This window comes from Alcanivorax sp. IL2 (genome assembly GCF_047495475.1).
Taxonomy (GTDB): Bacteria; Pseudomonadota; Gammaproteobacteria; order Pseudomonadales; family Alcanivoracaceae; genus Alcanivorax.
In genome coordinates, this window is the sequence record NZ_CP179932.1 from 1293887 (window position 1) to 1320000 (window position 26114).

Annotated in this window: 23 protein-coding genes; 12 read left to right on the plus strand and 11 right to left on the minus strand. The window is 59.5% G+C overall.

Going from position 1 to position 26114, the window contains the following annotated elements; all coding sequences use genetic code 11:
• Positions 1-6: 6 nt before the first annotated feature.
• From ACMG4N_RS06030 to ACMG4N_RS06040, 3 genes are read right to left on the minus strand one after another with little or no spacing between them, the layout of a single operon-like run.
• A complete protein-coding gene (locus ACMG4N_RS06030; protein ID WP_414433099.1) occupies positions 7-765 on the minus strand; it encodes an SDR family oxidoreductase in 759 nt (252 codons plus the stop codon).
• Entirely contained in the window at positions 762-1694 is a 933-nt protein-coding gene (locus ACMG4N_RS06035; RefSeq protein WP_297770026.1) for an alpha/beta hydrolase, read from the minus strand. The genes ACMG4N_RS06030 and ACMG4N_RS06035 overlap by 4 nt, the downstream gene beginning before the upstream one ends.
• Positions 1678-3135: a flavin-containing monooxygenase gene (locus tag ACMG4N_RS06040; protein ID WP_297770028.1), complete on the minus strand. Its 1458-nt coding sequence runs from the start codon at positions 3133-3135 to the stop codon at positions 1678-1680. The genes ACMG4N_RS06035 and ACMG4N_RS06040 overlap by 17 nt, the downstream gene beginning before the upstream one ends.
• Positions 3136-3237: 102 nt before the next feature.
• Here ACMG4N_RS06040 and ACMG4N_RS06045 point away from each other — a divergent pair, with 102 nt between their 5' ends.
• Positions 3238-4245, plus strand: a complete 1008-nt coding sequence (locus ACMG4N_RS06045; RefSeq protein ID WP_297770030.1) for an AraC family transcriptional regulator — start codon at positions 3238-3240, stop codon at positions 4243-4245.
• 90 nt (positions 4246-4335) lie between these two features.
• Here ACMG4N_RS06045 and ACMG4N_RS06050 read toward each other — a convergent pair whose 3' ends face one another.
• Entirely contained in the window at positions 4336-4797 is a 462-nt protein-coding gene (locus tag ACMG4N_RS06050) for an LEA type 2 family protein (protein WP_297770032.1), read from the minus strand.
• A gap of 279 nt (positions 4798-5076) precedes the next feature.
• A complete protein-coding gene (locus tag ACMG4N_RS06055) occupies positions 5077-5832 on the minus strand; it encodes an SDR family NAD(P)-dependent oxidoreductase (RefSeq protein WP_290510767.1) in 756 nt (251 codons plus the stop codon).
• 125 nt (positions 5833-5957) lie between these two features.
• Between ACMG4N_RS06055 and ACMG4N_RS06060 the strand changes: the two genes are divergently transcribed.
• The 4 genes from ACMG4N_RS06060 (at position 5958) to ACMG4N_RS06075 (ending at position 9660) form a co-directional block, all read left to right on the plus strand.
• Complete coding sequence (locus ACMG4N_RS06060; protein WP_290510768.1) at positions 5958-6455, plus strand: hypothetical protein; 498 nt, start codon at positions 5958-5960, stop codon at positions 6453-6455.
• A gap of 7 nt (positions 6456-6462) precedes the next feature.
• Positions 6463-8331 carry a tetratricopeptide repeat protein gene (locus ACMG4N_RS06065; protein WP_414433100.1) on the plus strand — a complete coding sequence of 623 codons (1869 nt, stop codon included), beginning with the start codon at positions 6463-6465 and terminating at the stop codon, positions 8329-8331.
• Between the two features lie 119 nt (positions 8332-8450).
• A complete protein-coding gene (locus tag ACMG4N_RS06070; protein ID WP_414433101.1) occupies positions 8451-9062 on the plus strand; it encodes a LysE family translocator in 612 nt (203 codons plus the stop codon).
• A gap of 70 nt (positions 9063-9132) precedes the next feature.
• Positions 9133-9660 (plus strand): REP-associated tyrosine transposase, encoded by a 528-nt coding sequence (locus tag ACMG4N_RS06075; protein ID WP_414433102.1) that lies wholly within the window; start codon positions 9133-9135, stop codon positions 9658-9660.
• Positions 9661-9770: 110 nt separating this feature from the next.
• Here ACMG4N_RS06075 and ACMG4N_RS06080 read toward each other — a convergent pair whose 3' ends face one another.
• The 4 genes from ACMG4N_RS06080 to ACMG4N_RS06095 form a co-directional block, all read right to left on the minus strand.
• Positions 9771-10745, minus strand: a complete 975-nt coding sequence (locus tag ACMG4N_RS06080) for an FAD:protein FMN transferase (protein WP_414433103.1) — start codon at positions 10743-10745, stop codon at positions 9771-9773.
• A gap of 118 nt (positions 10746-10863) precedes the next feature.
• Complete coding sequence (locus ACMG4N_RS06085) at positions 10864-12444, minus strand: general secretion pathway protein GspF (protein WP_290510772.1); 1581 nt, start codon at positions 12442-12444, stop codon at positions 10864-10866.
• Positions 12445-12465: 21 nt separating this feature from the next.
• On the minus strand, positions 12466-14916 hold the full coding sequence (locus ACMG4N_RS06090; protein ID WP_414433104.1) for a LamG domain-containing protein: 2451 nt from the start codon (positions 14914-14916) through the stop codon (positions 12466-12468).
• A 4-nt stretch (positions 14917-14920) separates the two neighbouring features.
• On the minus strand, positions 14921-16105 hold the full coding sequence (locus ACMG4N_RS06095; RefSeq protein ID WP_414433105.1) for a hypothetical protein: 1185 nt from the start codon (positions 16103-16105) through the stop codon (positions 14921-14923).
• Between the two features lie 203 nt (positions 16106-16308).
• On the opposite strand from ACMG4N_RS06095, the gene ACMG4N_RS06100 reads away from it, so the two are divergent.
• The 6 genes from ACMG4N_RS06100 (at position 16309) to ACMG4N_RS06125 (ending at position 22305) form a co-directional block, all read left to right on the plus strand.
• The gene (locus ACMG4N_RS06100; RefSeq protein ID WP_414433106.1) at positions 16309-18918 is read left to right on the plus strand and encodes a hypothetical protein; all 2610 of its coding nucleotides are present in this window, start codon (positions 16309-16311) and stop codon (positions 18916-18918) included.
• A 145-nt stretch (positions 18919-19063) separates the two neighbouring features.
• Entirely contained in the window at positions 19064-19807 is a 744-nt protein-coding gene (locus ACMG4N_RS06105; protein ID WP_414433107.1) for an outer membrane beta-barrel protein, read from the plus strand.
• Positions 19808-19836: 29 nt separating this feature from the next.
• Positions 19837-20439, plus strand: a complete 603-nt coding sequence (locus tag ACMG4N_RS06110) for an outer membrane beta-barrel domain-containing protein (RefSeq protein ID WP_290510777.1) — start codon at positions 19837-19839, stop codon at positions 20437-20439.
• 23 nt (positions 20440-20462) lie between these two features.
• Positions 20463-20954 carry a TlpA disulfide reductase family protein gene (locus ACMG4N_RS06115; protein WP_414433108.1) on the plus strand — a complete coding sequence of 164 codons (492 nt, stop codon included), beginning with the start codon at positions 20463-20465 and terminating at the stop codon, positions 20952-20954.
• A gap of 11 nt (positions 20955-20965) precedes the next feature.
• Entirely contained in the window at positions 20966-21187 is a 222-nt protein-coding gene (locus ACMG4N_RS06120; protein ID WP_297770064.1) for a DUF4266 domain-containing protein, read from the plus strand.
• Complete coding sequence (locus ACMG4N_RS06125) at positions 21178-22305, plus strand: DUF3570 domain-containing protein (protein WP_290510780.1); 1128 nt, start codon at positions 21178-21180, stop codon at positions 22303-22305. Before ACMG4N_RS06120 ends, ACMG4N_RS06125 begins: the two co-directional genes overlap by 10 nt.
• Before the next feature lie 303 nt (positions 22306-22608).
• Here the strand turns inward: ACMG4N_RS06125 and ACMG4N_RS06130 are convergent, their stop codons facing one another.
• Both ACMG4N_RS06130 and ACMG4N_RS06135 read right to left on the minus strand, forming a co-directional pair.
• On the minus strand, positions 22609-23703 hold the full coding sequence (locus ACMG4N_RS06130; protein ID WP_297770066.1) for a phospholipase A: 1095 nt from the start codon (positions 23701-23703) through the stop codon (positions 22609-22611).
• Between the two features lie 53 nt (positions 23704-23756).
• Positions 23757-23945 carry a Trm112 family protein gene (locus ACMG4N_RS06135; RefSeq protein WP_290510782.1) on the minus strand — a complete coding sequence of 63 codons (189 nt, stop codon included), beginning with the start codon at positions 23943-23945 and terminating at the stop codon, positions 23757-23759.
• 276 nt (positions 23946-24221) lie between these two features.
• Between ACMG4N_RS06135 and ACMG4N_RS06140 the strand changes: the two genes are divergently transcribed.
• Positions 24222-26018, plus strand: a complete 1797-nt coding sequence (locus tag ACMG4N_RS06140) for an acyl-CoA dehydrogenase C-terminal domain-containing protein (RefSeq protein ID WP_297770068.1) — start codon at positions 24222-24224, stop codon at positions 26016-26018.
• Positions 26019-26114 lie beyond the last annotated feature (96 nt).

The window sequence follows — 26114 nt, forward strand, 5'->3', positions numbered from 1 at the left end:
GGAGGGTCAATCCCGGCTCAAAAAGCGCATCAACAACCGTGTCGATGCACTGGGCAGGGCCTTGTCGAGGAGCTTGATCAATTTAAAGGTGAGGCCCACCGGGTTGTGTACCGGCACGTTTTCATTGGCGGCCTGCCAGACCGTGTTGGCCACATCGTCGGCATCCAGGTTGACGCCCATGCGGTCAACCACCGGCGCCCGGACGCTGGCCTTTTCCACCATGGGGGTCTTCACGAACGGCGGCATGATATCGACGACGCGAATCCCCTGACGGTCCCATTCGATATTCAACGACTCGGTGAGCGAGCGCACCGCGAACTTGCTGGCGGAATAGGATGCCAGGTGTGGCACCCCGTACAGGGCCGAGGCGGAACTCATGTTGATCACCGCAGCGGCCTTGCTTTCCTGCAGGAAGGGGTGAGCGGCCAGGCTCATGTTGATCAGGCCGGTCACGTTGATGTCGATGATCTGCTTGTGCTGTTCTGCGGTGATGGATTCGAAGCGCCCCATGCGCAGGATGCCGGCACAGTTGAACAACACGTCGATGCCGCCGTCTTCGGCAAACTCCCGGCAGGCATGCTCACAGGCAATGCTGTCGGTCACATCCAGAGGTCGGTACCAGCTGTTGTCCAGCTCTCTCGCCAGCCGCGCCAGGGCGGTTTCATTGACGTCGGTCAGGCCCACCCGCCAGCCCTTCTCGTGGAAGCGCTTGGCGGTGGCCAGGCCGATGCCGCTGGCGGCGCCGGTGATCAGGATGCGTTTCATGCGGCGAGCTTCCAGTGTTGGTGGATAAAGCGGGCGCAAGTCATCAGTGCCTGATCCGCATCGGCCAATACGCCAGCGTGGAGTTGAAAATCATGCCAGCGCTGTGGGTGTACCTGCAGACGGGCCGGGGTGCCAGCGTCGTTCAGGGCGGCGCACAGGCGGTGGCTGTCGTTGAGCAGGATCTCGTCGCCGCCGGACTGGATCAGTACCGGGGGCAGGCCCGACAGGTCCCCATTGAGAGGGGAGCAGGCCGGGCGAGCCGGATCATCACCGCCATAGGCGCCAGCGCCACTGGCCAGCCAAGCGTGGCTGAGCATGATGTCCCGGTCAGTGTCGAACAGGTCGTTGAGGCTCAGGTCCACCCAGGGAGAAATCAGAATGGTGCTGCTGGGCAAGGCGATCTTTTCCGCCTTCAGTGCTTGCAGGGCGGCCAGGGCAAGACCGCCGCCAGCGGAGTCGCCGGCGATGACCAGGGTGGCCGGGTCCACGCCCTCTGCCAGCAGGGCTTTATAGACTGCCACGGCATCCTCAATGGCGGCGGGGCAGGCATGCTCCGGCGCCAGCCGGTAGTCCGGTACGACCACGCGGGCATTGGCGAATTTTGCCAGGTGGGAGGTAACCGACCGGTGGCTTTCCGGGCTGCCGGCCACATAGCCGCCGCCGTGCAGATAGAGCACGGTGCCCTGGGCATTCAGTGGCGCATAGTGACGGCAGGGGACGCCGCCCAGCGGGGCGTCATGGCTGGGCACATCCTGGGCGACCAGGGTGGTCTTGGCCATGATGTCCATCCAGCGGCGCTGGGCCTTCACGCTGAAGCGCGGGTTGGCCACCGGTTTGAAAAGCATGGCCAGGGACTGGCGCAGGACGCCGGCCAGCAATTGCTGGGTGCCGGACTGGGCCCGGCTGATTCGATCAACGAAGGAGGTCATAGTCACTCAGATCCAGGGTCCGTGTCTGGCGGCGGTAGTCGAAGGTAAAGCCGGGCCAGTTGTTGGTGTTCTTGCCACTTTCGGTCTTGTACCAGCTATGACAGCCCTTGTCCCAGACGGTATTGCTGATTTTGTCCTGCACCGTCTTGTTGAAGTCTTCCTGAACCCGGTCGCGGACTTCCAGTGCCTTGATGTCCTGTTCGTCCATCTCTGCCACACATTGCAGGATGTAGTGAATCTGGCTTTCCAGCATGTAGATGATGGAGTTGTGGCCCAGGTTGGTGTTGGGGCCATAGAGCATGAACAGGTTGGGGAAGCCGCGTACGGTGATACCCAGGTAGGCTTCGGCGCCATCTTTCCACACCGCGTTCAGGTCTGCCCCGTCACGGCCGGTGATGGTCATGGGGGTGAGGAAATCGGTGGCCTTGAAGCCGGTGCCGTAGATGATCACATCCACGTCGTGATGGGTGCCGGTGCTGTCGGTGAGGCCGCTCTGATCCACCGAGCTGATGCCGTGATTGATGACCTCCACATGGTCCTGTGCCAGGGCCGGGTAGTAATCGTTGGACATCAGAATGCGCTTGCAGCCCATGGGGTAATCCGGGGTCAATTTCTCGCGCAGTTCCGGATCGTTGATCTGTTGCTTCAGGTGACGACGGAACAGCCACTCGTACACCTTCATGGCCTTCTGGAAGGTGGTAAAGCCCAGGGCCCGTGATTCGTTGGTGGCATAGATGCGCAGGCGGTCCAGGGTCTGGGTAATGGGTGCCTTGCTCAGCACCTGGTGTTCCAGTTTGCTGTAGGCGCGATCCGGTTTGGCAATCACATGGGCGGCGGAGCGCTGGAACAGTTTTACCTTGCCGGCCACCTTGGCCACTTCCGGCACGAACTGGATGGCGCTGGCACCGGTGCCCACCACGGCCACGGTCTTGCCGGTCAGGTCTACGTCGTGGTCCCAGCGGGCACTGTGGAAATGGGCGCCGCCGAAATCCTCGATACCGGACAGCGGCGGGTAGGCGGGCTGGTTGAGCTGGCCGGTGGCGGTGATCAGCACCCGCGTGGTCAGGGTGTCGCCGTTGGTCAGGGTTACTTCCCAGATGCCGTCTTCGTCCCGGTAGCGAGCGTCGGCCACTTCCGTGTTGAAGCGGATATGCCGGTACAGGTCGTACTTGCGCGCACAGTATTGCTGGTAGGAAAAGATTTCCTGCTGCGGCGCGAAGCGGCGGCTCCACGGGTAATGGCGCTCGAAGGAAAAGGAATACAGGTGCGAAGGCACATCGCAGGCGGCGCCCGGGTAGGTGTTGTCACGCCAGCAGCCACCCACGTCGTGGCCTTTCTCAATCATCAAAATATTCTCTTCGCCCTGGGCTTTCAGGCGAATGGCCATACCGAGCCCGCCGAAGCCGGCACCGATAATCACCACGTTGTGGGTTACTTGCATGGTAAACATCCCAGTAATCTTTTATTGATGGTTACTCTAACGGGACGGATACGTCTTGTTTATGGCATTCTGGGACAGAAAATTGTGGGAAACGGACATTTCATGGATGTACGTCGAGCCATCACCAGTGTGCGCCTGCAAATGGCCTACGCCGCCGAACAGGGTCTGGACGCGGGGGCCTGTCTGGCAGGCAGCGATATTGACCCGGCAATGTTGCACCGACCGGAAGCGACCATCGAGCGGGCCCAGGAGCGCCGGGTGGTGGAGAACCTCTGTGCGCAGCTTGACGATCCGGTCAGACATGGCCTGGCCATGGGGCAGCGATATCACCTGAGCAGTTACGGGGTGTGGGGCTTTGCCCTGCTCAGCAGCCCTACCTTCCGGCAGGCGGTGGAGCTGGGGGTGCGCTATCTGGATCTGACCTTTGCCTTCCTGGATATCCGTCTTGAGGAAGAGCAGGGGGAGGCGGTGCTGATGCTGGACGACAGCGGGCTGCCGGAAACCATTCGCCCCTACCTGCTGGCTAGGGATGCCAGCGCGGTGATGATGGTTCAGGAAGAATTGTTCGCCAGCCGTATTCCGTTGTCCTCCCTGGTGCTGCGCCTGCCCGAGCAGGACCCGGCGCCGTTTACTGCTATCTTCGGGTTGGCGCCCCGTTTCGATCAGTCGCACAACCAGGCCCGGTTTGTCGCCGGTTTGCTGGATATGCCCTTGCCCCAGGCCAACCCGGTCACCGCCCGACTCTGCGAAGAGCAGTGCCAGCAATTACTCGTGCAGCGCTATCGACAAGGTGGGGTGGCGTTGCAGGTGCGCCGCCGCCTGCTCAGCCAGCCGGGCCGCTTTCCGGATATGGAGGCCATGGCCTCAGAGCTGGGTGTCACCAGTCGCACCCTGCGTCGGCAACTGCGCACGGAGGGCACCGGTTACCGGGAGCTGCTGGATGAAGTGCGCCGGATGCTGGCGGAGCAGTGGTTAATCCTGGGCGGGCTGGGCATGGAAGAGATCAGCGATCGGCTGGGATTTTCCGAGCTGTCCAACTTCAATCACGCTTTCCGCCGCTGGACCGGCCAGACCCCGGCCCGGTTTCGGCGCGAGCGTCAGGGTGGATGATTTTTACCACAGAGGGCACAGGTAACACCGCTGTTCTATCTCGGTGTTACCTGTGCCCTCTGTGGTACAACAATGCTTTTCAAAGAAGGGTCAAGGCATCGCCGGCAGGGTCATTTCGCCTTCCTTGTCGAAGGACAGGGGTAGCGGCACCCCGGCGACGCGGGCCTTGCCCACCAGTCGGTACTGCAGCGGCTTGTCCTGTTGCTGCTGGATTTTCTGCAACTGTTTGAGGCTGCCCAGCAGGCTGGTGGTGATGGTGGTGGTCACCTGGGCATCGCCCATGGCGGGCAGGGTGACGCTGTCGCCGGTGAGGCCGCGGGCGAACTTTTCGCCGTTGATGAAGATTTCGTAATCCAGGCTCTTCAGCGTCAGCTCCCGGTCATTGGGGTTGCGGGCACGCAACGTGAGTCCCCATTCCTGTTCAAACAGGCTGATACTGTTGAGGGCAATGCCGGATACGCTGACTTCCGGTGCCTCCAGCGACCCCAGTCGTTGACAGCCCGCCAGCATGATGGCGGCGGTGATCAGCCATAGCGAAAGTACTTGTTTCATTCCTGAACTCCTTGGCATTGGCTCTATTAGAGGCAAGCATAGCGGGAAAGTTGCATGAATGAAGGGGGAGATGATTCGTCGCGGGGATCAAGCGGGATAGGTGCATGCCGAACGGCCCGATCTCCCGCCACGCCACCGCGCCCCTGATGGGGCGCGCATGGCGCGGCATCCTGACCGGGCCGCCGGCATGGGTGCCAATACACATTGTGCATCAGCCCGTCGATAGTGGCTTGGGCGGGCAGGGTATGGCAAGCGACAAGTGTGGAAAATTTGTATCTGCTACCAGGGCAGCGGATCTCCCCGCCAGTTAATAAAACTGCCGCTCTGTTCCGGTATTGCCTGGTCCAGTTGCAGCGTCAATTGCTCTGCCACCCAGTCTGCAGAAAACAGCTTCTCTTCCGGGACCCGGGACTGGAAGGGCGCCGACAGAGGGGTGTCAGTGGTGCCTGGATGCAATGCCAACAGGGTGAGATGAGGGGCCCGGCGGTGGGCCTCCACGGCGAAGGTGCGCATCAGTTGGTTCAGCGCCGCCTTGCTGCTGCGATAGCTGTACCAGCCGCCCAGATGGTTGTCGGTAATGCTGCCCACCCGGGCGGAGATGACGGCGAAGGTGGCCGGCTGTCGGCGTAGCTGTGGCAGCAGACTCCGGGCCAGCAGCATCGGCGCCCAGGCGTTCAGGCGGAAACTGTATTCCAGGTTCTCTAGCGACAGATCTTCCAGCCGTTTTTCCGGTGACAGATTCCGGCTGGTGTCGTGTAGCACACCGGCACAATGAATCACTCTCGACAGGTGCTCGCTGAGCGTTTTGATTTCCTCGGCGAGCCCTGCAGGCCCCTGGGGATCGGTCAGATCCGCTGCCACCAGCGTCAGCGTGTCGTGCCGGGTGGCCAGTGCTGCCAATGGCGAGCTGCCAGGATCGCGGCTGCTGGCAATAACCTGGTCTCCGCGCGCCAGATGAAGGCGGGTGAGTGCCAGGCCGATGCCTGAGCTGGCACCGGTAATCAGTACCGGATAGGGAAGCGATGGGGATGTCATGGGCGAAGAATCGCCGTTGATCGGACAAGTTAACGTGAAGAGCGGATCAGGTGTGACGATCGCAACAGTCAAAGTCGCATGGCTATGGTAGATTGCCAAAAAACCATCGGGATTGGGGGAGCGCAATGCGCCAAGTAGTAGTGTTGCTGTTGATGCTGGTTGCCAGCCAGCTTCAGGGGGCCGAGCTGGATCAGGAGCTGGCGGACTTCAAGCGCGACGTACTGGAAGTCAATAAGCGTCTGCTACTGCTGGAGGAGGAGCTGCTGTTTCCTGCCGATACCCAGGTAGGCATCTATGTATCCCTGGATGTGGGGCATTACTTCCAGCCGGACAGCATTACCCTGGAGCTGGATGGCGAAGTACTGGCCAGCCACCTTTACACCGAGCGGGAAATTCGGGCCTTGAAGAACGGGGCGGTGCAGCGACTGGCGCTGGCCAACGTGAAAAACGGCGAGCACGAAATCACTGCCTTTGTGACCGGAATGGGGCCTGAAGATAGGGAAATTCGACGGGGTGTCACCGGGCAGTTTGAAAAGCGCCATGGCCGCCATTTCGTCCAGCTGCATATTGAGGATGACAAGGCCAAACAGCAGCCTCGTCTCCTGTTCCGTGACTGGCGCTGAGGCGAACATGCTGAAGTGGTGTGGCGTGGTGTTGTTGCTGATCAGCTCACTGGCCTGGGGGCGTTTGGACAAGCCGCATCAGGTGCAGGAGTTGGCCTATGGGGAAGTGGCGTATCTGTACCTACAGGGAGATTACTTCGCTGCCCTGACCCGGGCGCAGATGGCCCTGGAGCGGGGCGAGGTGGATGTGCACCGGGCGGACCTGGAAGTCCTGCTGGGCGCCATGTACAGCGCCTACGGTATGCCGGAAGATGCCGAGCGGGTGTTCAGTGCCTTGCTGGACCAGCAGGTCAGTGGTGAAGTGGCCCAGCGCGCCTGGATTCATCTTGCCGGACTTTATTACCGACAACAGAAATACCCCCGTGCGCTGGAAACCCTGGAGCAACAGGCCGGTCCGCCGCCTGAGGATCTGCAAGAGGTTTACCACAGCCTGAGGGCGCGGGTGCTGATGCGCCTGGGCCGCTATGAAGAAGCGGCGGAATCCCTGGATGCCTTTGCCGCCAATCATCCGCTCAATGCCTACCTGCGCTATAACCTGGCGATCAGCTGGATCAACGGCAAACACCCGGGTCTGGGCCAGGAATGGTTGTGGGAGCTGGCCAATATGCCGCCCGGCGCGCCAGAGGTGAACGCGATCAAGGACAAGGCCATGCTGGCGCTGGCAATTTACATGCTGCGCAGCGACCAGGAGGACCGTGCTCTAAAATTGTTGCGCGATGCCCGCCTGGAAGGGCCCTTTGCTGATGTCTCCCTGCTGCTTTACGCCCGCGCCCTGCTGATCGAGAACCAGCCGGGCAGGGCGTTGCCAGTGCTGCAGCAGCTGGACAGTAAATCGATCCAGCGTTCCACCGTGCAGGAAGCGCAGCTGGCGATCCCCTATCTGTACGAACAGATGGGCGATCAGCGTTCCGCTCGTCAGGCTTTTCAGACCGCGCTGGAGCGCTTCGACGGGCTGGAAGAGTACCTGCTGGAAGTGGAGGCGCGCATTGCCAATGGTGACTGGTTTGCGGAAATGGTCGGTGAGCCACGCTGGTCCACCGCCATGGACCCGGTGCCCCCGTTTTTACCAAAACGGGTGAAGAGTTTTCCGACTTTCTACGAATGGTTTGCCACCACGGAATTCCAGCATGGCTGGCACAACTACCATGAGCTGATGCGTCAACGGAATCTGCTGACCCAATGGCAGAATACCTTGCCCGCCATGCAGACCATGCTCGACGCCCATGAGCGCAAGCATCAGCAGGTCAGACCCCAGGCTCAGGCCCTGCTGCGGGAATTGTCACAGCAGGATTTCCAGGGTCGCCTTACCCGCCTGCAGGGTGATTATCGGGCCGCTGTATCGGATCAGGACCCGTTGCCTTTTGCCACTGACGATGAGCAGCGTCTTTGGCAGGCTCAGCAGGAGGCCGAGCGCAAAACCCGGAGTTGGGGCAAACGTAAACGGCCGGATATGACCGCCAAGCTGGATTTTTACAAGGGGGTTCTGTTGTGGGAAATGCAGCAGGATATCGTGCCACGCCAGTGGCAACGCCAGCAGGAACTGAATGACATCAGCGCCATGCTGGACCAGACCCGAAAATTGCGTAGCCGGGTAATGGTGGCGAGCAACCGGGTCCAGCGCCTGGATTTTTTCCGCCAGGAACTGCCCGCACTAGAGCAGGAGTTGGCCAGTTTACAGCAGCGCGGCGAGCGGCTGATGCGGCGTCAGCAATATTCTCTGCAGGCGTCCGCGTTTGAGCAGGTCACGGTGACCCGCAAGCGGTTGAAGCGTTTCAGTGCGGCAGCCCATGAAGGCCTGGCGGATCTGTATAACAAGGCGTTGCGCAATGGGCGTGAGCCGGCGGCGAGCAGTGACTCGGCGCCGCTTGTCGAGTAACAAGGGCCGCTGTTTTCTTTGCCTTGCAAGCCAGGCGCTAACCGCGACGTTGTGTTGAGAGCAACGATGTCGTGGGAGTCTTGTTCACAAGGTAACGGGGCTAATCGCAGGGCATGACCATGGATGGATACGGGTTGCTGTTACTGATTCCGGTGATGATGGTGCTGGCGGCACTGCCTAGTACCAGCGTTGCGCTGGTGGTGGTGCGTTCTGCCCGGCTGGGCGTAGCTCACGGTCTCTGGGTGGCCGCCGGTATCGTGGTGGCGGATTTGCTGTTCGCCGCGCTTGCCCTGTGGGGGATGACCGAGCTGGCCCAGCAACTGGGCGGGTTTTTCACACTGGTCCGCATTGCCGCGGGGGGCTGGCTGGTGTGGTTCGGCATCACGCTTATCCGCAGCCGTGGCACGGCCTTAAAGGCAGAGTCGATCAATGGTAGCAGCAAGACGGTCAGTTTCCTGGCCGGGCTGGCGGTGACCCTGGGCGATATCAAGGCCATTGTTTTCTACGCCAGCCTGTTTCCCCTGTTTGTGGATATGCACACGCCGGATGCAATGGATCTTGTCGCGGTGCTGCTGATTACCGTTTTCAGTGTGGGCGGCGTAAAGGTGGTGTATGCGTTGCTTGCGCAGCGGATTGCTCGCCATGGCAATCCCCGCTTGCAACAACCCCTGAACGCAATCGCCGGCTGCGCCATGATCGGCGCCGGCGCCTGGCTGGTAACTCGCCCATAGAAACGTAGGGTGGATTAGTCGAAGGCGTAATCCACCATCAAACCATACATGCAATCACAAGGATGTGATCATGCCCCAATATCGTCGTCTTCTCGAAGGCGGACAGACTTGGTTCTTTACCGTGAACTTGCAGCAGCGTCGCAGCACCCTGTTAATCGAGCTGGTGAACAATCTGCGTGATGTGGTTGGTCGCGTTCGCCGTAAATACCCTTTCATGATCAATGCTTGGGTGGTGTTGCCGGATCATATGCATTGTGTGTGGACGTTGCCTGATCTGGATGATGATTTCTCGTTACGCTGGCGCTTGATCAAAACGGGCTTTGGCAAGCAACTGCCGAGACAGGAAAGCATCAGGGAAAGCCGTTTGCGTCGGGGCGAAAGAGGTATCTGGCAACGCCGTTTCTGGGAGCACCAGATCAGAAACGAGCAGGACTATAGCAATCACGTGGAGTACTGCTACATCAATCCAGTCAAGCATGGCTATGTGTCAGCGGTAAAGGAGTGGCCGTACTCCAGTTTTCACCGGGATGTGAGGAAAGGGTTGTTTGCGGAAGATTGGGCCGGGCCGGTAAGGGATGTGGCGCTGGAGTGGGAATAGGTGTTTGAAGGTGGATTACGCCTCCCGGCTAATCCACCCTACGTTCCGTTCTTGTGTAGGGTGGATTAGCTGAAGGCGTAATCCACCTTCCCCGCAGGCATAGTTCACCGTTATTCCGGTGTCGTTAAATCGTCGGAATAAAAAACGTTACCGCCGCGGTCGATGATGATGGCGGAGGTATCCGCTAACCGGTTGATCAGCGCCAGACCTTTTTCTACGCCCAGCACGAAGACACTGGTGGAGAGTGCATCTGCATCCAGACTGTTGTTTGCCAGTACGGTGACGCTGGCCAGGCCATCGATGCTCTTGCCGGTTTGTGGTGACAGGATGTGATGGATACGACGACCTTCCTGGATGAAGTAGCGCTGGTAGTCGCCGGATGTGGACATGGCGATGTTGCTGATGGGTAAGCGCATGGCGACTTTTTTCTGGTCGCGGGGGTGTTGGATGCCCACTTCCCAGGGGCGGCCCCGGTGGTCACCGAGCACATAGCTGTCACCCCCGAGAGCTAGCCAGGCATGTTCAACGCCGGAGGCTTTCAGCAGTGCGATCCCCTGGTCGATGGCATAGCCTTTGGCGATCCCGCCAAGATCAATGCGGGTGCCTGATGTGCGAAATTGCACCTGGTTATCGGCGAGCAATTCAATCCGGTCGGCACCGATATGTCGGGCGGCTATTTTCAGTTCCTGATCATGGGGCGCCTTGCCCTCCCGGTAGTCGTAGAGGTGGCCGGCACTGGCAAAGGTGATGTCGAAGGCGCCGCCGGTGAGCTGATAGTAGTGCAGGGATTGTTCCAGCAACCGGTAAAACTCGGGGCTGATGGCTTGCGGTGCTTCGTGGCCTTGCCGGTTGAGTCGTGCCAGCTCGCTGTCGTCTATCCAGGGTGACAGTAACTGGTTAAGCCGCTCCATCTCCGTTTCCAGTTGCTGGAACAGAGGGGCGGCATCGTCCTCGGACCACAGGGAGATGCTGGCGCGGGTACCCATCACATCCCAGCTGTGTTGTTGCCAGTCGGCGTGTACGGGGAACGATAGCAGCAGTGGCAGGCAGACAAGCAGTGACAGAAGCGGACGGGGGCAATGCATCGGTGTATCCGGGACCAGTGTGTGGAAGTTGGAGCGTTGCTCGCAAAGCGAAGATTTAAGAAAGCACCGGGGCTGATTTGCCCCCTTCGCGTTGCAAGCAAAGCGCCAACGGTTGCCGTCAGGTAATGGTACCACTGACAATGGGCTCGAAGGCGGTGAGCCGGTCCATGGAGTCGCTGTTGCCCAGACTGTGATTGGGGAACTTCTCCGAGAACAAGCCTTGCTCACCATGAAGCGCCATGTAGTTCAGCCACACGGTTTCCGCCAGCAGGTTCACGTTGTTGGCGGCCGGGGTGCCAGCGGTTTCCACCGAGGCATCCGGGCGCATCCAGCCCAGCTGTTGATGTTGTTCCGCCGTGCCGCCCGTCGTATTGAGGGTGGGGCGGCCATTGGGGTCGTAGACCAGAAAGAAGGACGCTGCGGTCGAGGAATTATCGCCAGTCCATTCGCCCTTGCCGCGCCCCTCGGCAGAGTCATCGATGCGTCCGTTGCTGGCCACGGAGCCATCGCTGAACACATAAATCATCAGTGGCACTCCCTTGCGGCGAGCGTATTCGAGGCAGGCGCCCATGCAGCGGCCAGCACGGCGGTCACGAATTTCACCGGTTCCCCGTTCGCCGGTGTGATAGTCAAAGCCGCCCATGCTGATACAGCCGGCGCCCGCGTAGCCGTTGACCACCAGTTTCATCACCGAGGCCGTTTTTTCAAACTCCCGGTCGTTCAGTTCGGCGTCCGAGAAGATGCCGAGGATGTCCATGTCCTGGCGGATATCCAGGGTCGATGGATCGCCATAGCGGTCGGTGATGTCTGCGGCTTCCACATAACCGCAACGCAACAGGTTGCGCAGGTTGTCGCGGCGATTGGTGTCGGTAAGGCCGCTGTCGATACGATCAATGCGCTTGTGGCTGATGCGGGCGATGGACTCCATCACTGATACCGCATCCGCCTGATCAAGCAGGCCGACCAGTTTGCCGGTGTCTACCAGGCCGGTGACATCGGAGCGCCGGTCTACCTTGGTGGGGCGGGCTGAGGCAATGATGGACGCATCCGGGGACATGGAATTGCCGCCCGACATGGAGCTGCGAGAGCCAATCAATGACAGCAGTTCGCCGTCGGCGCCGGCATTGAAAATACCGTACATGGGATTGTGCGGATTGTTGGCGGTATCGTTTTCCGAGCGCGCCGGAATCACGCAACCATTGGTGTTGGCGGTGGCATTCGGGGCCTTGTCGAGAATCCCGAGCAGGAAGGGGGAATCACTGTGAAAGGCCAGTCCCAGATCCGTGTTGATGGTAGTTGGGTCATTATTGGGCGCCATGTTGCCGGGCAGGCCCAGTTTCGAGTAGCCAGCACTGCTGAGAAGATCCTGTTGTCCGCCCTGGCCACCCACCAGTACGTTGGAGCCGGCAATGTTGGCGCCACCGGCGAGATCAAAACAGATGAAGGGGATCTTGCCGGCCCCGGCGGCGGCGATGCCGCAGTCGGTTTTCATGCCTTCCAGATCACCGGACAATGCAGCCATGGCGTCGCGAGGATTACTGAACAAACCAAACATGCCGACGCTGCCGAACGCTGCGCCGGTGAGCAGTCCGCGCCCCAGCATGTCCCGGCGGCTGACCGGTTTACCGTGGCCCAGATTCAACAAGGGAGCATCCGGATGCAGGGGCGGGTTACGTTTTTTTAGAAAGTTACGTTTCATGATTCTGTCCCCAAACAGGCTCTATTGCATCAGCATGGTGGCACTGCCGAGCATGGCGGCACAGGCCGCCTTTGCCGCGGTGGCGGTGCGTTCCACGCAGTCACTGCTGCACTGTGTCAGATTGGTGTCGAACAGCAGGTTCTCCAGTTCCCCTTCCACATCCGCCCGCGCTGGCTGGTCGGCCTGACCATTGCCGACCATGCGTTCAAACAGCGGTGAAATGACCCAGTCCCGCCATTGTTGCTGGGTAATGGTGTCGGCACCCGCGTTGTAGTTCAGCCCTGCGAACAGGGGAGTGATGCTGCCATCATTGTTGCGCTCGGCTTCCACCAGGGCGTTGCAGTATTCAATGGATAGCTGCGCCACGCCTACCTGATGCGCGGTAAGGAAGGCTTCAATATTTTCCTCGCTGGGCAGCTGGGTGCGCAGGCGCTGATAGGTATCCGGTACCTCTCCATAACCCTCCGGCACCCCGGTGAGCACACTCATGGTGGCGTTGATTTCGGCAAAGTTGCGCAGCCCGGCCAGGGGTTGCTCACCGTATTCGTTGGGGGTCAGGGGCAAGGGCTGCGGCTCGGTATGCACATGGGTATGGCTGCCCAGGCGTTCGAAGGTCAGGAAGAATTCATCGTTATCCTGGCCTTGTTCCACCGGCAGCAAGGTGCCCAGGCGGGACAGGGTTTCTCCCTGTTCGCTGTAGCCGTCGCCGCCGATCTCTGTGTCCAGGGTGGCGAAGGCTTGTGCCACATCCGGTACCTGGCCATTGATGCCCAGGCGCAGGCCGGCCAGGGGCACTTCCTCGCTGACGATATCCTGCTCCAGGTTGATGAAGTAGGGCGCGGCGAACAGATAGCTGAAGTTATCGAAACGGGACACTTCGAACACCACATAGGCGCCGGGCTGATCGATCAGGTGACCGATGAAGAAGGGCAGAAAATAACGTTCGCCAACGCCGGCGTCGAAGTTGGTGCGAATCTGTTCTTCAGTGAGTGCCCGGTTGTGGATGGCGGCAAAACGGATCACCCCTTCCCAGGGGCGATCACTGGACGCTTCGTTGCCCAGCACCAGGGCAAAGGTATCGTCCCAGGTGTTGAGCAGGGCGGGGCTGACCCGGTCAGTGGCGCCGTTGCGGGCACCATTGATATAGATCTGGCGACCGTTTACCGGGTCGAAGGTCACCGCCACGTGCTGCAGGCTGGCCTGCAGCGGATCGTCAGCCGTTTCCAGCACCGGTTCGCCGTTGCCGTCAGTGGCTTCACCGATACGCTGGAACAACTGATAATTGCTGCCGCTTTGCGCCAGTGTCAGGTTGCGGGCATCCGGGCCGGCGGAGTAACTGATGATATGGGCATCATCCTGGCCGGTGCTGGCGGGCACCAGCCAGGCTTCCAGGGTCAGTTCGCCGGTGGTGCGTATCATGTCACTGAGCTTCTTGCTGGTGGCGGTGCTGCCCTGAGCCTTGCCGTTGTTGAGACGAATGCCCCAGCCGCCTTCCCAGGTGACGTCGCCGTTGAATTGCAGGTGAATGGCCGGGTCTACCCCGGAGCTGTCGAAAGCGGTGAGGCCTTCGCCGGTCTTGAATTCATAGCGGGCGATGATGTTGCTCTCGTAACGGCCGCCGCCGGCGGCCAGGGTGCCATCGTCCACATTGAGTGATTTGCTCAGCACCAGATCGTTGTCGGGGGCGGTAGGGACAATGGCGTTCGCCATGGCGCGAATGGCATTTTCCATGGCCAGGGCATCACTGTCGCAGTTATCGCTCCAGCAGTTGTGGCTGTCTTCGCCGAGACGCTCTACCAGACGGCTCAATGCCGGGCTGTTCAGGTCGATCTTGCTACGCACGGCCGTGTATGCCTCGTTCACATCATCTGCGGCCAGGTAGGGGCCCTGAGGGGTGTTGGCATCACTCTGGTGGCAGTCGCTGCAATGGTCGTCCAGCAACGGGTAGACATGGGTCTGGAACAGGCTCGGGTCCTGGGGGAAGTTCTTGCTGTTGCCCGGGTCCTTGATCGGCGGTTCTTCCAGTTCTGTGGTGCCGCCCCCCAGCCCCAGACTTTCGCCAGCCCAGGCGCTGATCCAGGTACTGATCTGATCGGCGCAGAATTGCGAATCCGATTCCCAGCAGTTATGTCCTCCAGCGACTTTCTGCACCATCTGCGAGGACGCAGGCTGGTTGAGGTCGATCAGCGGGTTGGCTGCTGCATAGGCCTGGTTGATATCGCCGGTCTGCAAGAAGTCCGGCTGCTGATCGCGGTGACAGGCGCCGCAGCGTTGCTCGCTGACCAGATTGTTCCAGAGATAGATCTTGAAGGCGGAGACGTCGGCATTGCGCGGTGCAGGGCCGTCATAGGTGACGTTGTTGTTGCCGCCACCATTGTTAACGTTCGGCGTGGTGTCGGAGCCGCTGCTGCTGCCGCCACAGCCGCTGATCAACGCGGCCAGGAGAGCACTGAAAAGTGGTAAGTATCGCATCGCCTCAGTCCCCCATGCAGTAGGTAGCCGCATCGGCAAACAGTGTCTTCATGCGGTAGTTATCGTTTTTGAACTGGTTCGTCATGCTCTCCAGTTGAGAGGTGTCGGCACTGTCTGCGGGTTTGCGCAGGCACACCGACTGAAAGACCTTTTCCGCCTGGCAGGTGGCGAACACGTCGCTGTGGGCCAGTTCCCGGCCCAGGCTGGCGGCGCCGCTGCCACTGCCGTTGAGATTCGGGTCCCAGCCCAGATTGGCATTGGGGCCTTTTCGCCAGTAGTTGTCCCAGTTGTCGTTCGGGGTGATGTAGCCCCAGGGGAAGTTGTTGCTGTTGATCAGGTATTTGCCCTGCACCCGGGTGCCGGTATCCGGGTCGGCGCTGGTGTTGTAGACCATGCGGCCACCGTCGCCTTCCTGGGGGCCTTCCCAGTCATAGTAGGCAAAGCCCTGGGCCAGCGGGTCCATGCCACTGTGACAGCTGACGCAGTTGTTGCGGAAAATACGGCTGTCGCCGCCGGGGCTGCGGCTGACATCCTGACGGATGCGGTCGGAGGGGCGAGTGGTGTCCTGCACCTGTTCCAGGTCACGGCAGAGATGGTTCATCAGGGTGAAGCGCAGCATGGCGCGGTTGGTGCCGGCATAGAAAAAGGCGTTGGCAGCGGCACGAGTGGTCAGCACCCCGGCAACGGCCTGGGACGGCGTGCCGTACTGGCTGGCCTGGCTGCTGGCGGAGAGCACATCCGCCAGATTGGCGTGCTGACTTTCCAGGTTGCGATAATGGGCATTGCTGTCCGCAGACGCCGCCGGGGTGACGTTGCCCACGTAAAGCAGGTCATCGTAGAGGATTCGCCGAAAGTCCAGATCGTCGCGAATGGCACCGATTACCGTGGCGGTGTAGTCATTCAATGGCGCGAACACATCCTGGGCCTCATTGGTCCACGGTGTGGCGAACTGCTTGAGAGTGACGTTATAGAACGCCGGGTGGTCCATGGCCAGTTCCGCTGCGTCACGGGGGCCGCTGGTAGGGTTGCCCTCGATCAGGTTGGCCATGGTAGTGAGTGTGGCGGCATCCGCCGGTACACCCGCCAGCCGATTGTGAATGCGTTGTGCCTGGTCGCGACTGTTGGCCATGCCTGTCACAGGCAAGCTCAGAGCCAGCGCCACCAGAAAGATCCCCCGATAGCCTTTCATGGCTGTATCCTTTTTCTTTGTTACGCTGTCGTCTGTCTGTCATTGATTGGCAGTACAGATCGACCGTTTAACAGATTTCCCGTTTCCCGCAGTCATTGTCCATGACATTCTGCATCAGGCTCTGTGAATTGGGGCCCAGAAAATCAACAACAGATTCGCGATACTGACACAAACCAGAAAAAAACGGACGAACGGTGAAAATAATGAGGGTACCTGTCCTGCTGGGCTTGCTTGTGGGGATAAGCGGCTGCGGTGGCATGGACGGGGGGGATCAGCAGAAAGACCCCACGGTAACCGATATCCCGGTGGCGTATGTGCAGCGTTCGCTGCCCAGGGATGACGACGGTGAGATTGTGGTTGAGTCCCTGGAAGAACCGGCAGCGTTCCAGGCCGGGGCCAGGCTGATGGTGCGCGACAGCGCTTCCTCCCGTGCTGTGGCGCGTGATGTCACCACGACAATTTTCGGTGCCGGCCACGACGTTCGCGATCTCACCATGAGCTACGACGGCAGTCGTCTGCTGTTTTCTGCGCGGGCCCCGGAGATTGTCGATGCGGACGAGGATGAGCAGCCCACCTGGAACCTGTGGGAATACGATTTTCAAACGGGCGTCGCGCGGCGGCTGATCAGCAGCGACCTGCGCGCAGAAGAAGGCCAGGATCGCTATCCGGCCTATTTGCCCGATGGCCGTATCGTGTTTGCCTCAACCCGCCAGCGCCAGGCACGGGCCAGGTTGCTGGATGAGGGAAAACCCCAGTTCACCCCGCTGGAAGAAGGCCGTGACACCTATGCCTTCGCCCTGCACGTGATGAGTGCGGACGGCGTGGAGATTGAGCAGATCACCTTCAATATGAGCCATGATGTGGCGCCCCTGGTGGGCCGCGATGGGCGGGTGATATTTCTGCGCTGGGACAACAAGGATAACGATAACCGCTTTGATCTGTACCGGGTTAACCCGGACGGAACGTCGCTAACCCCCCTCTATGGGGCCGACAGCCATGACGCCGGTAATAATCGCACTCGGGAATTTCTGCCTCTCTCGCTCATGGGCGATGGCCGTCTGCTCACCGCTGCCCGTCTGCGCGAGGCCGGAGCCGGGCAGTTGCAGCCGCTGGCCATCGATATTGGCAACTACGTGAATCGTGACGGCCCACTGTTTGGTCGGGTTGGTAGTCAGGCTGAACAGACGTTGCCGGGCCCCGCCAGCTCCCTGACTGATGCCGTGGCGGTGGAAGGGCGACTGGCGGATTTGGTGAGCATGGATGATGGCTCCGGTCGTTTTCTGATGGCCTGGTCTCCCTGTCGCCTGCTGGAGGGGCAAACCCTGCGGCCCTGCACCGCCGAGTATCTGAATCAGGGACTGCCGGAAGCTCCCCCTGCCTTCGGGCTGTGGATTCTGGACCCGGCCGAGGGCACCCAGCGGCCAGTGGTGGCCCCGCAGGATGATCTCTGGGTCACAGAGCTGGCAGTGGCAACGGCGCGAAGCCTGCCCTCGCAGGCCCTGGACAGTGAGCGTGACGATGCCCTCGCGGAAGACAATCTGGCACGGCTGGATATTCGCAGTGTCTACGACATGGATAGCCGGTTTGTCAGTTTCAATAACCCACAGCTGCCAGGTATTTCCACGCTTGAACAGTTTCGGGACCCCTCACTGGTTACCCCGCAGGAGCGGCAAGTGCGCTTCCTGCGTATCACCAAGGGTGTATTGATCCCCGACAACGATGTCCGGGATATTGCCGGGGCCCAGTTCGGGCGGGCGGCGAATTTCGGCATGCGCGAAATTGTCGGCTATGTGCCGGTAGAACCGGACGGCTCGGTGCGTGCGCAGGTGCCCGCTGACGCACCGCTGGGCCTGCAATTGGTCGATGCCACGGGCAAGGCGGTATACAGCCGTCACGGTGCCTGGATCAACCTGCGCCCGGGAGAAACCCTGCAGTGTCAGGGGTGCCACGCCAACAATTCGCCATTACCCCATGGCCGCAATGATGGCATGGCACCTTCGATCAATGCGGGCGCTCCCCTTACCGGGCAGCCTTTCCCAAACACCCGCACCGATGTGGTCGGATTTGCCGATGCCGGCGAAACCATGGCCCAGGCGCTCACCCGTCTCTATCCGGAGCGGGAAATCCCTGCCATTGATATGCGCGACTTTGATGCCTGGAGTGATCCGGCTCCGGCCGAAGACCTGTTGCTGGCCTATGCGGATCTGCAGACCCTGGCGCCCGCCCCGGTGCCCTGTCAGCAGCAATGGCAGGCGGAATGCCGAACCGTGATCCATTATCAGGACCATATCCAGCCGCTTTGGGATCTGCCACGCCAAGCCGATGTGGGCGGCAACCTGGAGGATGTTACCTGTTCTTCTTGCCACAATCGTCGGGATGCCATGAATGCGTTGCAGGTGCCGCCGGCACAGCTGGAACTCACCGGTGAGGCGTCTGCAGATCAGCCGTTACAGCCCACCAGCTACCGGGAACTGCTGTTCAATGACAACGAGCTGGTGCTGGAAGACGGCGCCCTGGTCGACCGGCTGGAGATCGTCACTGACGGTGATGGCAACGTGGTTTACCAAACTGATGAAGACGGCGAGCTGATTCTGGATAACATGGGTAACCCTGTTCCGGTGACGGAAACCGTGCCGGTCTCGTCGCCCATACGGGCTGGCCAGGCGCGCAATTCCGACGCATTCTTTGATACCTTTGCCCAGGGTGCTGTCCATGACAGCTGGCTGACGGTGGAAGAATTGCGGTTGCTGGCGGAATGGGCCGACCTGGGGGCGCAGCTCTATAACGACCCGTTCCGGGTGCCCGAAAACTGATAAAGCGCCAGTCCTGTGTAACCTGACTGGTGCCGTTGGAGCCTTGTTCACAAGGCGAATGGCGTAAATGGCTTGCCATGAAAACAAGTCCGGAATCGACATGCCGGGCTTATTTGATGTCCGATTGAAAGGGGAGACGCACCCGTTGCGCCTTGTAGTTGTGTTGTTATCCATGCTGGTGCTGTTACCGGTAAAAGCGGTTTCATCCGAACCGTCACCTCCCTTGCAAGTCAAGGTCGCGGAGCCCTACGTGGATATCCATACCGGGCCCGGTCGCGGTTACCCGGTTTTCCATGTGGTAGAGCGCCATGCGCCGCTGACATTGCTGTTCCAGCGCGCCGGCTGGATCAAGGTGGAAACCGCCCGGGGTCGCATTGGCTGGGTGCCTCGCAAGGCGCTGCTGTCCACCCTGGACGGCAGCGGTGAGACGCCGGAACTGCAGAATCTGGGTCACGAGGATTTTACCGGTGGGCACTGGCAGGCATCGGTGCTGGCGGGAGAGCTTGAAGGCGTCACCTCGCTGGCGGTGGGGCTTGGCTATCGGTTCACAGAAAACCTCACTGCCGAGGCCATGTTCACCCAGGCCAGTGGGAATTTTTCCAATACCAAGTTGATTGATTTCAATCTTCAGCATCAGCTGTTTCCGCGCTGGAGAATCTCTCCCTATACGATGCTGGGAACTGGCCGTGCCAGTATTGAACCGCGGGCGACATTGGTGCGCCCGGAAGATCGTGACGAGACGCTGGCTTTTGCCGGCGCCGGGTTGAAGGCCTACCTGGCTCGCGGTTTTGTATTACGGGGTGAATACCGAAGTTATGTGCTGTTCACCGAAGAAAACGACAACCGGAATCTGGAAGAATGGAAACTCGGTTTCTCCCTGCTTTTCTGATCCTGCCGCTATTGCTCCCGACGGCAGCAATGGCTGAAACGGCAGACGACACATCCGCTGTGCGCGACGCAGACCCGGAATCGGTTCTGGATCCGCAAATCGAGCGGCGTCGCATCAAGGAAGCGGATATCGATAGCGAAAACTTTGAGGCGGGGGTGTACGCAGGCATCCTCTCGATTGAAGATTTTGGTGCCGAGCCGGTGGTGGGCGTGCGGCTGGATTATCATTTGTCCGAGGATGTGTTCTTCGAGGCAGTGCTGGGGCGCGCCGAGGCTGGGGAAACCAGTTTCGAAACCCTTAATGCGGGGGTGCGTCTGCTGAATGATGATGAACGTGAGTTCACTTATTACCAGGCGTCGGTGGGGTACAACCTGCTGCCCGGCGAGGCCTTTCTATCTGGCGGGCGAACGTTCAATAACGCCCTTTATCTGCTTGGCGGAGCCGGGATTACCGATTTCGCCGGTGACGAGCATTTCACCCTGGGTGTCGGTGTGGGGTACCGCCTGCTGGTCAATGATCTGATCGCCGTGCGGGTGGATATGAAAGACCATATCTTCAATCTGGATGTGCTTGGCGAGGACAAGACCACGCATAATCTGGAGCTGACCGCTGGTGTCAGTCTGTTTTTCTGAAAATAAGAAATGGGGGAGCAACAATGAAAAAGACACTGACAATGATGATAGGCGCGTTGGCGCTGATTTTTGCCAGCAATGCGCTTGCCACAGAGGGGGCGCCAGCACCGGACTTTACGCTCAAGACTCTGGATGGCAGCAACCTGAAGCTCAGCGAACAGCGGGGCACGGTGATCCTGCTGAATTTCTGGGCCTCCTGGTGCGGACCCTGCCGTACTGAAATGCCGTTGCTGGACGATCTTTATCAGGAGTATCGCGACTACGGCTTCACCGTGCTGGGCGTCAACCTGGATGAGAATCGCGACCAGGCGGATCGCCTTTTGGACAAGATTCCAGTGACCTTCCCGGTGCTGTTTGATCCGCAGAACAGTACCAGTGAAACCTATGGCGTGGATGCCATGCCCACCACCGTACTGATTGACCGCAATGGCGTGGTCCGTCATCACCACCGTGGTTACAAGGACGGCTACATGGATAAATACGAAGACCAGGTGAAGGCGCTGGTGCTGGAATGAATAGAGCGGCAATGATGCGTCTCTGCGGTCTTGTTCTATTGCTGGCGTTTACCGCCAGCGGCTGCGCAGTGAAACCTTGGCTAAAGCCCTATGAGCGTGCCCGCCTGGCGGATCCGGTGATGAATGTGTCCGCACACCCAGTGGCGGAAAGCTACATGGGCCATGTGCATCAGGCGAGGGAAAGCATGCGTGGGGCGGAAGGCAGCGCCGGTGGAGGCTGCGGATGCAACTGATGCGTGCGCTGCTGGCGGCCGTGCTGGTCTGTTCAAGCGCGTTGCTGCAGGCCTCGGTATTGCCAGAGGATCGGCTTGATGTGCTGTATCACCAGTACGAAGGTGGCGGCATGAAAATCAATGGTCCGTCCGTGCTGGTAAGAAAGTCCGTGGCCGACAAGGTGGCGGTGCATGCCAATTATTATGTGGATGAAGTCTCCGCGGCGTCCATTGATGTGCTGGTCAGTGCCAGTCCCTACTCGGAAGAGCGCACCGAGAAAAGTGTTGGCGTGGATTATCTGCATGGCAAGGCCATCTATTCGTTGAGTTACGCCAACAGCGAAGAAAATGATTTCGAGGCGAACTCGGTGCACTTTGACATGAGCCAGGATTTCTTTGGCGACCTGACAACTCTGAGCTTTGGCTATTCGAAAGGCTGGGATGAAGTGTTTCGTAGTGACGATAACACCTTCGCCGAAGAAGCCGATCGGCAGCATTTTCGGATCAATGTATCGCAGATTCTTACCCGCAATCTGAGGGCCAGTCTGGGCCATGAGCTGATCACCGATGAAGGCTATCTGAACAACCCCTATCGTTCCGTGCGGTATCTGACATCGGGTGGCAATTACAGTTTTGAGCCAGAGCGCTATCCAGAAACCCGCACCAGTGAAGCTACCTCACTACGGCTGTCCTACTACTTGCCCTGGCGAGCCGGTCTGCATGGCGAGTACCGGTTGTATAACGACTCCTGGGGCATTGATGCCAATAGCTGGCAATTGAAGCTGATACAGCCGCTGGGAGGAAAGTGGACTCTTGAGGGGCGTTATCGGGCCTACCAGCAAGGCCAGGCGGATTTTTATGCCGATCTGTTTCCATTCCAGAATGCCCAGAATTTTCTTGCCAGAGACAAGGAGCTCAGCGAATTCAGCTCTACCGTGGTGGGGGTAGGGATTGGTTTCGAATTCAGCAAATCGAACTGGGATACCTTCGACCGGGCAGGGCTAAATCTGTGGGTGGATCGCTTCAGCTTTGACTACGAGAACTTCCGCGATATCCGCGTCGCTACCACACCGGGCACCGAACCGCTGTACAGCTTTGATGCCACGGTAACCCGGCTGCTGTTTACGTTGTGGTATTAGCTACGAGCTACGCTGGTTGGATAGGGAAAGGATGGAAAGTTCCTCGGACCTCGGTATTTCTACGAAGCCGCGGTAGGAGCCCATGCTTGCATGGCGAACCGCGCTTGCGCGGAAATCGGCCGGAGGGAGATCAGGAGTCTCAGAGCTCGACAGGTTTCAGAAAAGAATGGCGGCTAGGTTGATCTCTGCCGCCTCGCTACGCTCGGTTCGCCATGCAAGCATGGCTCCTATAGCGAAGCCCGGTTCTTTCGCCTGAATCGCGCCGCGAGCGGCGCTCCTGCAAAATTTTTCCGGCGTTGTCTCTTACAACGAATCCGTCAGCAAAATCCCGAAGCTGAAACGGTTTTCGTAATCGTCGTAGTTGATCAATGAATCCCCGTAACCACTGAATACCTGTACCAATCCTTTAAAGCGTTTGCTGAGCGGGAAAGAATAGTTGATGCGGCCGGCGCCCTTGTTGTCGGAGCGCAGGTTGTTGCGCACCATCAGCTCGAGCACGTGGTTGCGGAACGGGTAGGCCACTTCCAGCTCGAAATTGCCCATGAACTTTTCTATGTCCGGATTATCATCACCGGAGGTATCCAGAGGGTCGTCTTTCTCTTCTTCGGGAATCCGGTACCAGGGTTTCACGGACCAGTAATAGTCGCCGGTCTTGAAGACGTAATTCATGAATACCCGGTTCCAGCTTCGCGATACCGGTACATCGCGCCCATTGGACTGGTGGTTGAAGCCGGCCACCAACAGCTCGGAATCCAGCGGGCCGATCTGCCAGTCGACAGGCTTGGAAATGAAGATTTCCGGCTCGTAATTGGTTTCCCGAAACGGCGCGGAGATTTCGCTGTTATAGGCCTGCCAGAAGAAGGTGCCGGTGAACGCCATCCACAAGGTTACATCGTCGACGATGTTTTCCTTCAGGGGCGCCTTCAGGGATAGCTGGAACTTCACCTCGTTGGGCTGCAGGTCCCGATCATCCTTGTCGGGGTCATTCCACTGCCGGTTGGACCAGTAGCTGTACGGCAGCAGGTAATTGCGGCGATGCGGGGTAATCACAAAGGGATTGCCGCGGGTGGTGTTTTCCAGCGCCAGGCGAGCGCGCAAGGCATCCTCATTGGTGCGCTCCCCGGGTAGCTCCTCGCCGTTCTGGCACCAGCCGCGCAGCTCTTTCAGGGTGACCTGCTCATTGGCGGTCTGCGCACTTCGCAACAGGCAGTCGTTCTGCTGTTGGGCCTTGCTCATGCTCCCCACCGACTCATCGGGCACCGGGGCGCTATCACCCTCGGAGGCCCGGGCTTCTTCTTTCTCTCGTTCGGATGCTGGCGGGGTTTCTTCGGCGTGGAGGGTGGCGGCACAGAGAGAGGCACTTATCAGTGTCAGGGCCAGCACCAGGGACTTGTACATGCAGTGATCCTTTTACGTTGCCGATGTTTCCGTCTGGCACGGCCAGCATCCAGTTACAGGTTGCTGACTTCCTCATTGCTCATTGAGCGAGCCTGATCCTCCAGCATGACAGGAATGCCATCACGGACCGGATAGGCCAGACCACTGGCCTTGCACTTGAGTTCGCAGGCCTTGTCGTCATAGATCAGTGGTGCTTTGCTGACCGGGCAAACCAGGATGTCGAGCAGGTTGGTATCAATCATTGGCGGGTTCCTAAGCAGTCATTCAGCCGTCTTTGGCGAGTATACCCAATGTCCACGGCAGGGGAGAGGATACCACCGCAACTCCGAGCTGTTTTTACGAAAAACCTGTTAAAACAGTTAACTAGAGAGGCAAACGGTAGTTTCAAACGCTTGTTTGACTCGCGGGTCACAAATAGGGGTAGAGCGGTGCAGGAGCCCTGACCTAAGATTAGCGTCCCAAATTATGGCGGGCCCATGGCCCGCCTCATTGTCACCGTTTCTTTAGGGAGATTTGAGATGCCGGATTACAAGGCTCCCCTGCGCGATATGCGCTTTGTACTGAATGAAGTCCTGGACATGGACGGCCACTACCAGGGGCTGGGTCTGGAAGAGATCAACAGCGAACTGCTGAATGCCTTCCTGGAAGAAGGCGCCAAGTTCTCCGAAAACGAGCTGGCTCCCCTGAACCGTTCCGGTGATGAGGAAGGCTGTGGTTTCGACAACGGTGTGGTAACCACGCCGAAAGGTTTCAAGGAAGCCTACGCCAAGTATGTGGAAGGCGGCTGGCCGGCCATGGGCGGCGACCCGGAATTCGGCGGTCAGGGCCTGCCCGGCTCCGCTGGCATCGCTATCTCTGAAATGACCGGTACCGCCAACTGGTCCTGGAGCATGTACCCGGGCCTGTCCCACGGTGCGGTGGCGACCATTGAAGAGCACGGTACCGACGAGCAGAAAAATGGCTACCTGCCAAAGCTGACCAGCGGTGAGTGGACCGGCACCATGTGCCTGACCGAACCTCACTGTGGTTCTGACCTGGGTATTCTGAAATCCAAGGCCGAGCCTAACGCGGACGGTTCCTACAGCATCACCGGCACCAAGATCTTCATCTCTGCTGGTGAGCATGACATGGCCGAGAACATCGTCCATATCGTACTGGCTCGCCTGCCAGATGCGCCCAAGGGCACCAAGGGTATTTCCCTGTTCATCGTTCCCAAGTTTCTCACCGACGGCAACGGCGCTGTGGGTGAGCGCAATGCGGTGACCTGTGGTTCCATCGAACACAAGATGGGCATCAAGGCATCGGCCACCTGCGTAATGAACTTCGACGGCGCTACCGGTTACCTGATCGGCCCGGAAAACAAAGGCCTGAACTGCATGTTCACCTTTATGAACTTTGCCCGTCTGGGTACCGCCATTCAGGGCGTTGCCCATGCCGAGCTGGGTTTCCAGGGTGGCCTGACCTACGCCAAGGACCGTCTGGCCATGCGCAGCCTGTCCGGCCCGAAAAACCCGGAAGGCCCCGCCGACCCGATCATCGTTCACCCGGACGTGCGTCGCATGCTGCTGACCTCCAAGGCGTTCGCCGAGGGTGGTCGCGCACTGGTGTACCTGTGTGCCCAGCTGGGTGACAAGGTGAAGCTGGAGAAAGACGAGGCTGCTCGCAAGGAAGCCGACGATCTGATGGCCCTGCTGACGCCGATCGCCAAGGCGTTCGTCACCGAAGCCGGTCTGGAAGCGGCCAACCACGGTGTGCAGATCTACGGTGGCCACGGCTTTATCCGTGAATGGGGCATGGAACAGAACGTGCGTGATGCGCGTATCTCCACCCTGTACGAGGGCACCACCGGTATTCAGGCGCTGGACCTGCTGGGTCGTAAAGTCATGATGACCCAGGGGCAGGCCCTGCGTAACTTCACCAAGGTCGTACACAAGTTCGGCGAAACCAACGCGGACAATGCCGACCTGAAGGAACTGCTGGAGCCGCTGGCTGCTTACAACAAGGAATGGGGTGAGCTGACCCAGGCCATCGGCATGCAGGCCATGCAGAATCCGGATTATGTGGGTGCCGCTTCCGTGGATTACCTGATGTACTCCGGCTACGTGACCCTGGCCTACCTGTGGGCCCGCATGGCAGCTGTGGCACACGCTGCGCTGGAATCCGGTGCCGGTGATGAGGACTTCTACAAGGCCAAGATCAGCACGGCCAAGTTCTACTTCAAGCGCATCCTGCCGCGTGCGGCCGGTCACAAGGGCGCCATTGAAGGTGGCCTGGACTGCCTGATGGAACTGGACGCAGAACACTTCGCGTTCTGATCCGGCGTCAGTGTCAGAAAAAAGCCCGCCCTTGTACGGCGGGCTTTTTTTTGCCTGAAAACCGCGCAGCTACGTAAATGTTGGTTTTTCGTTATA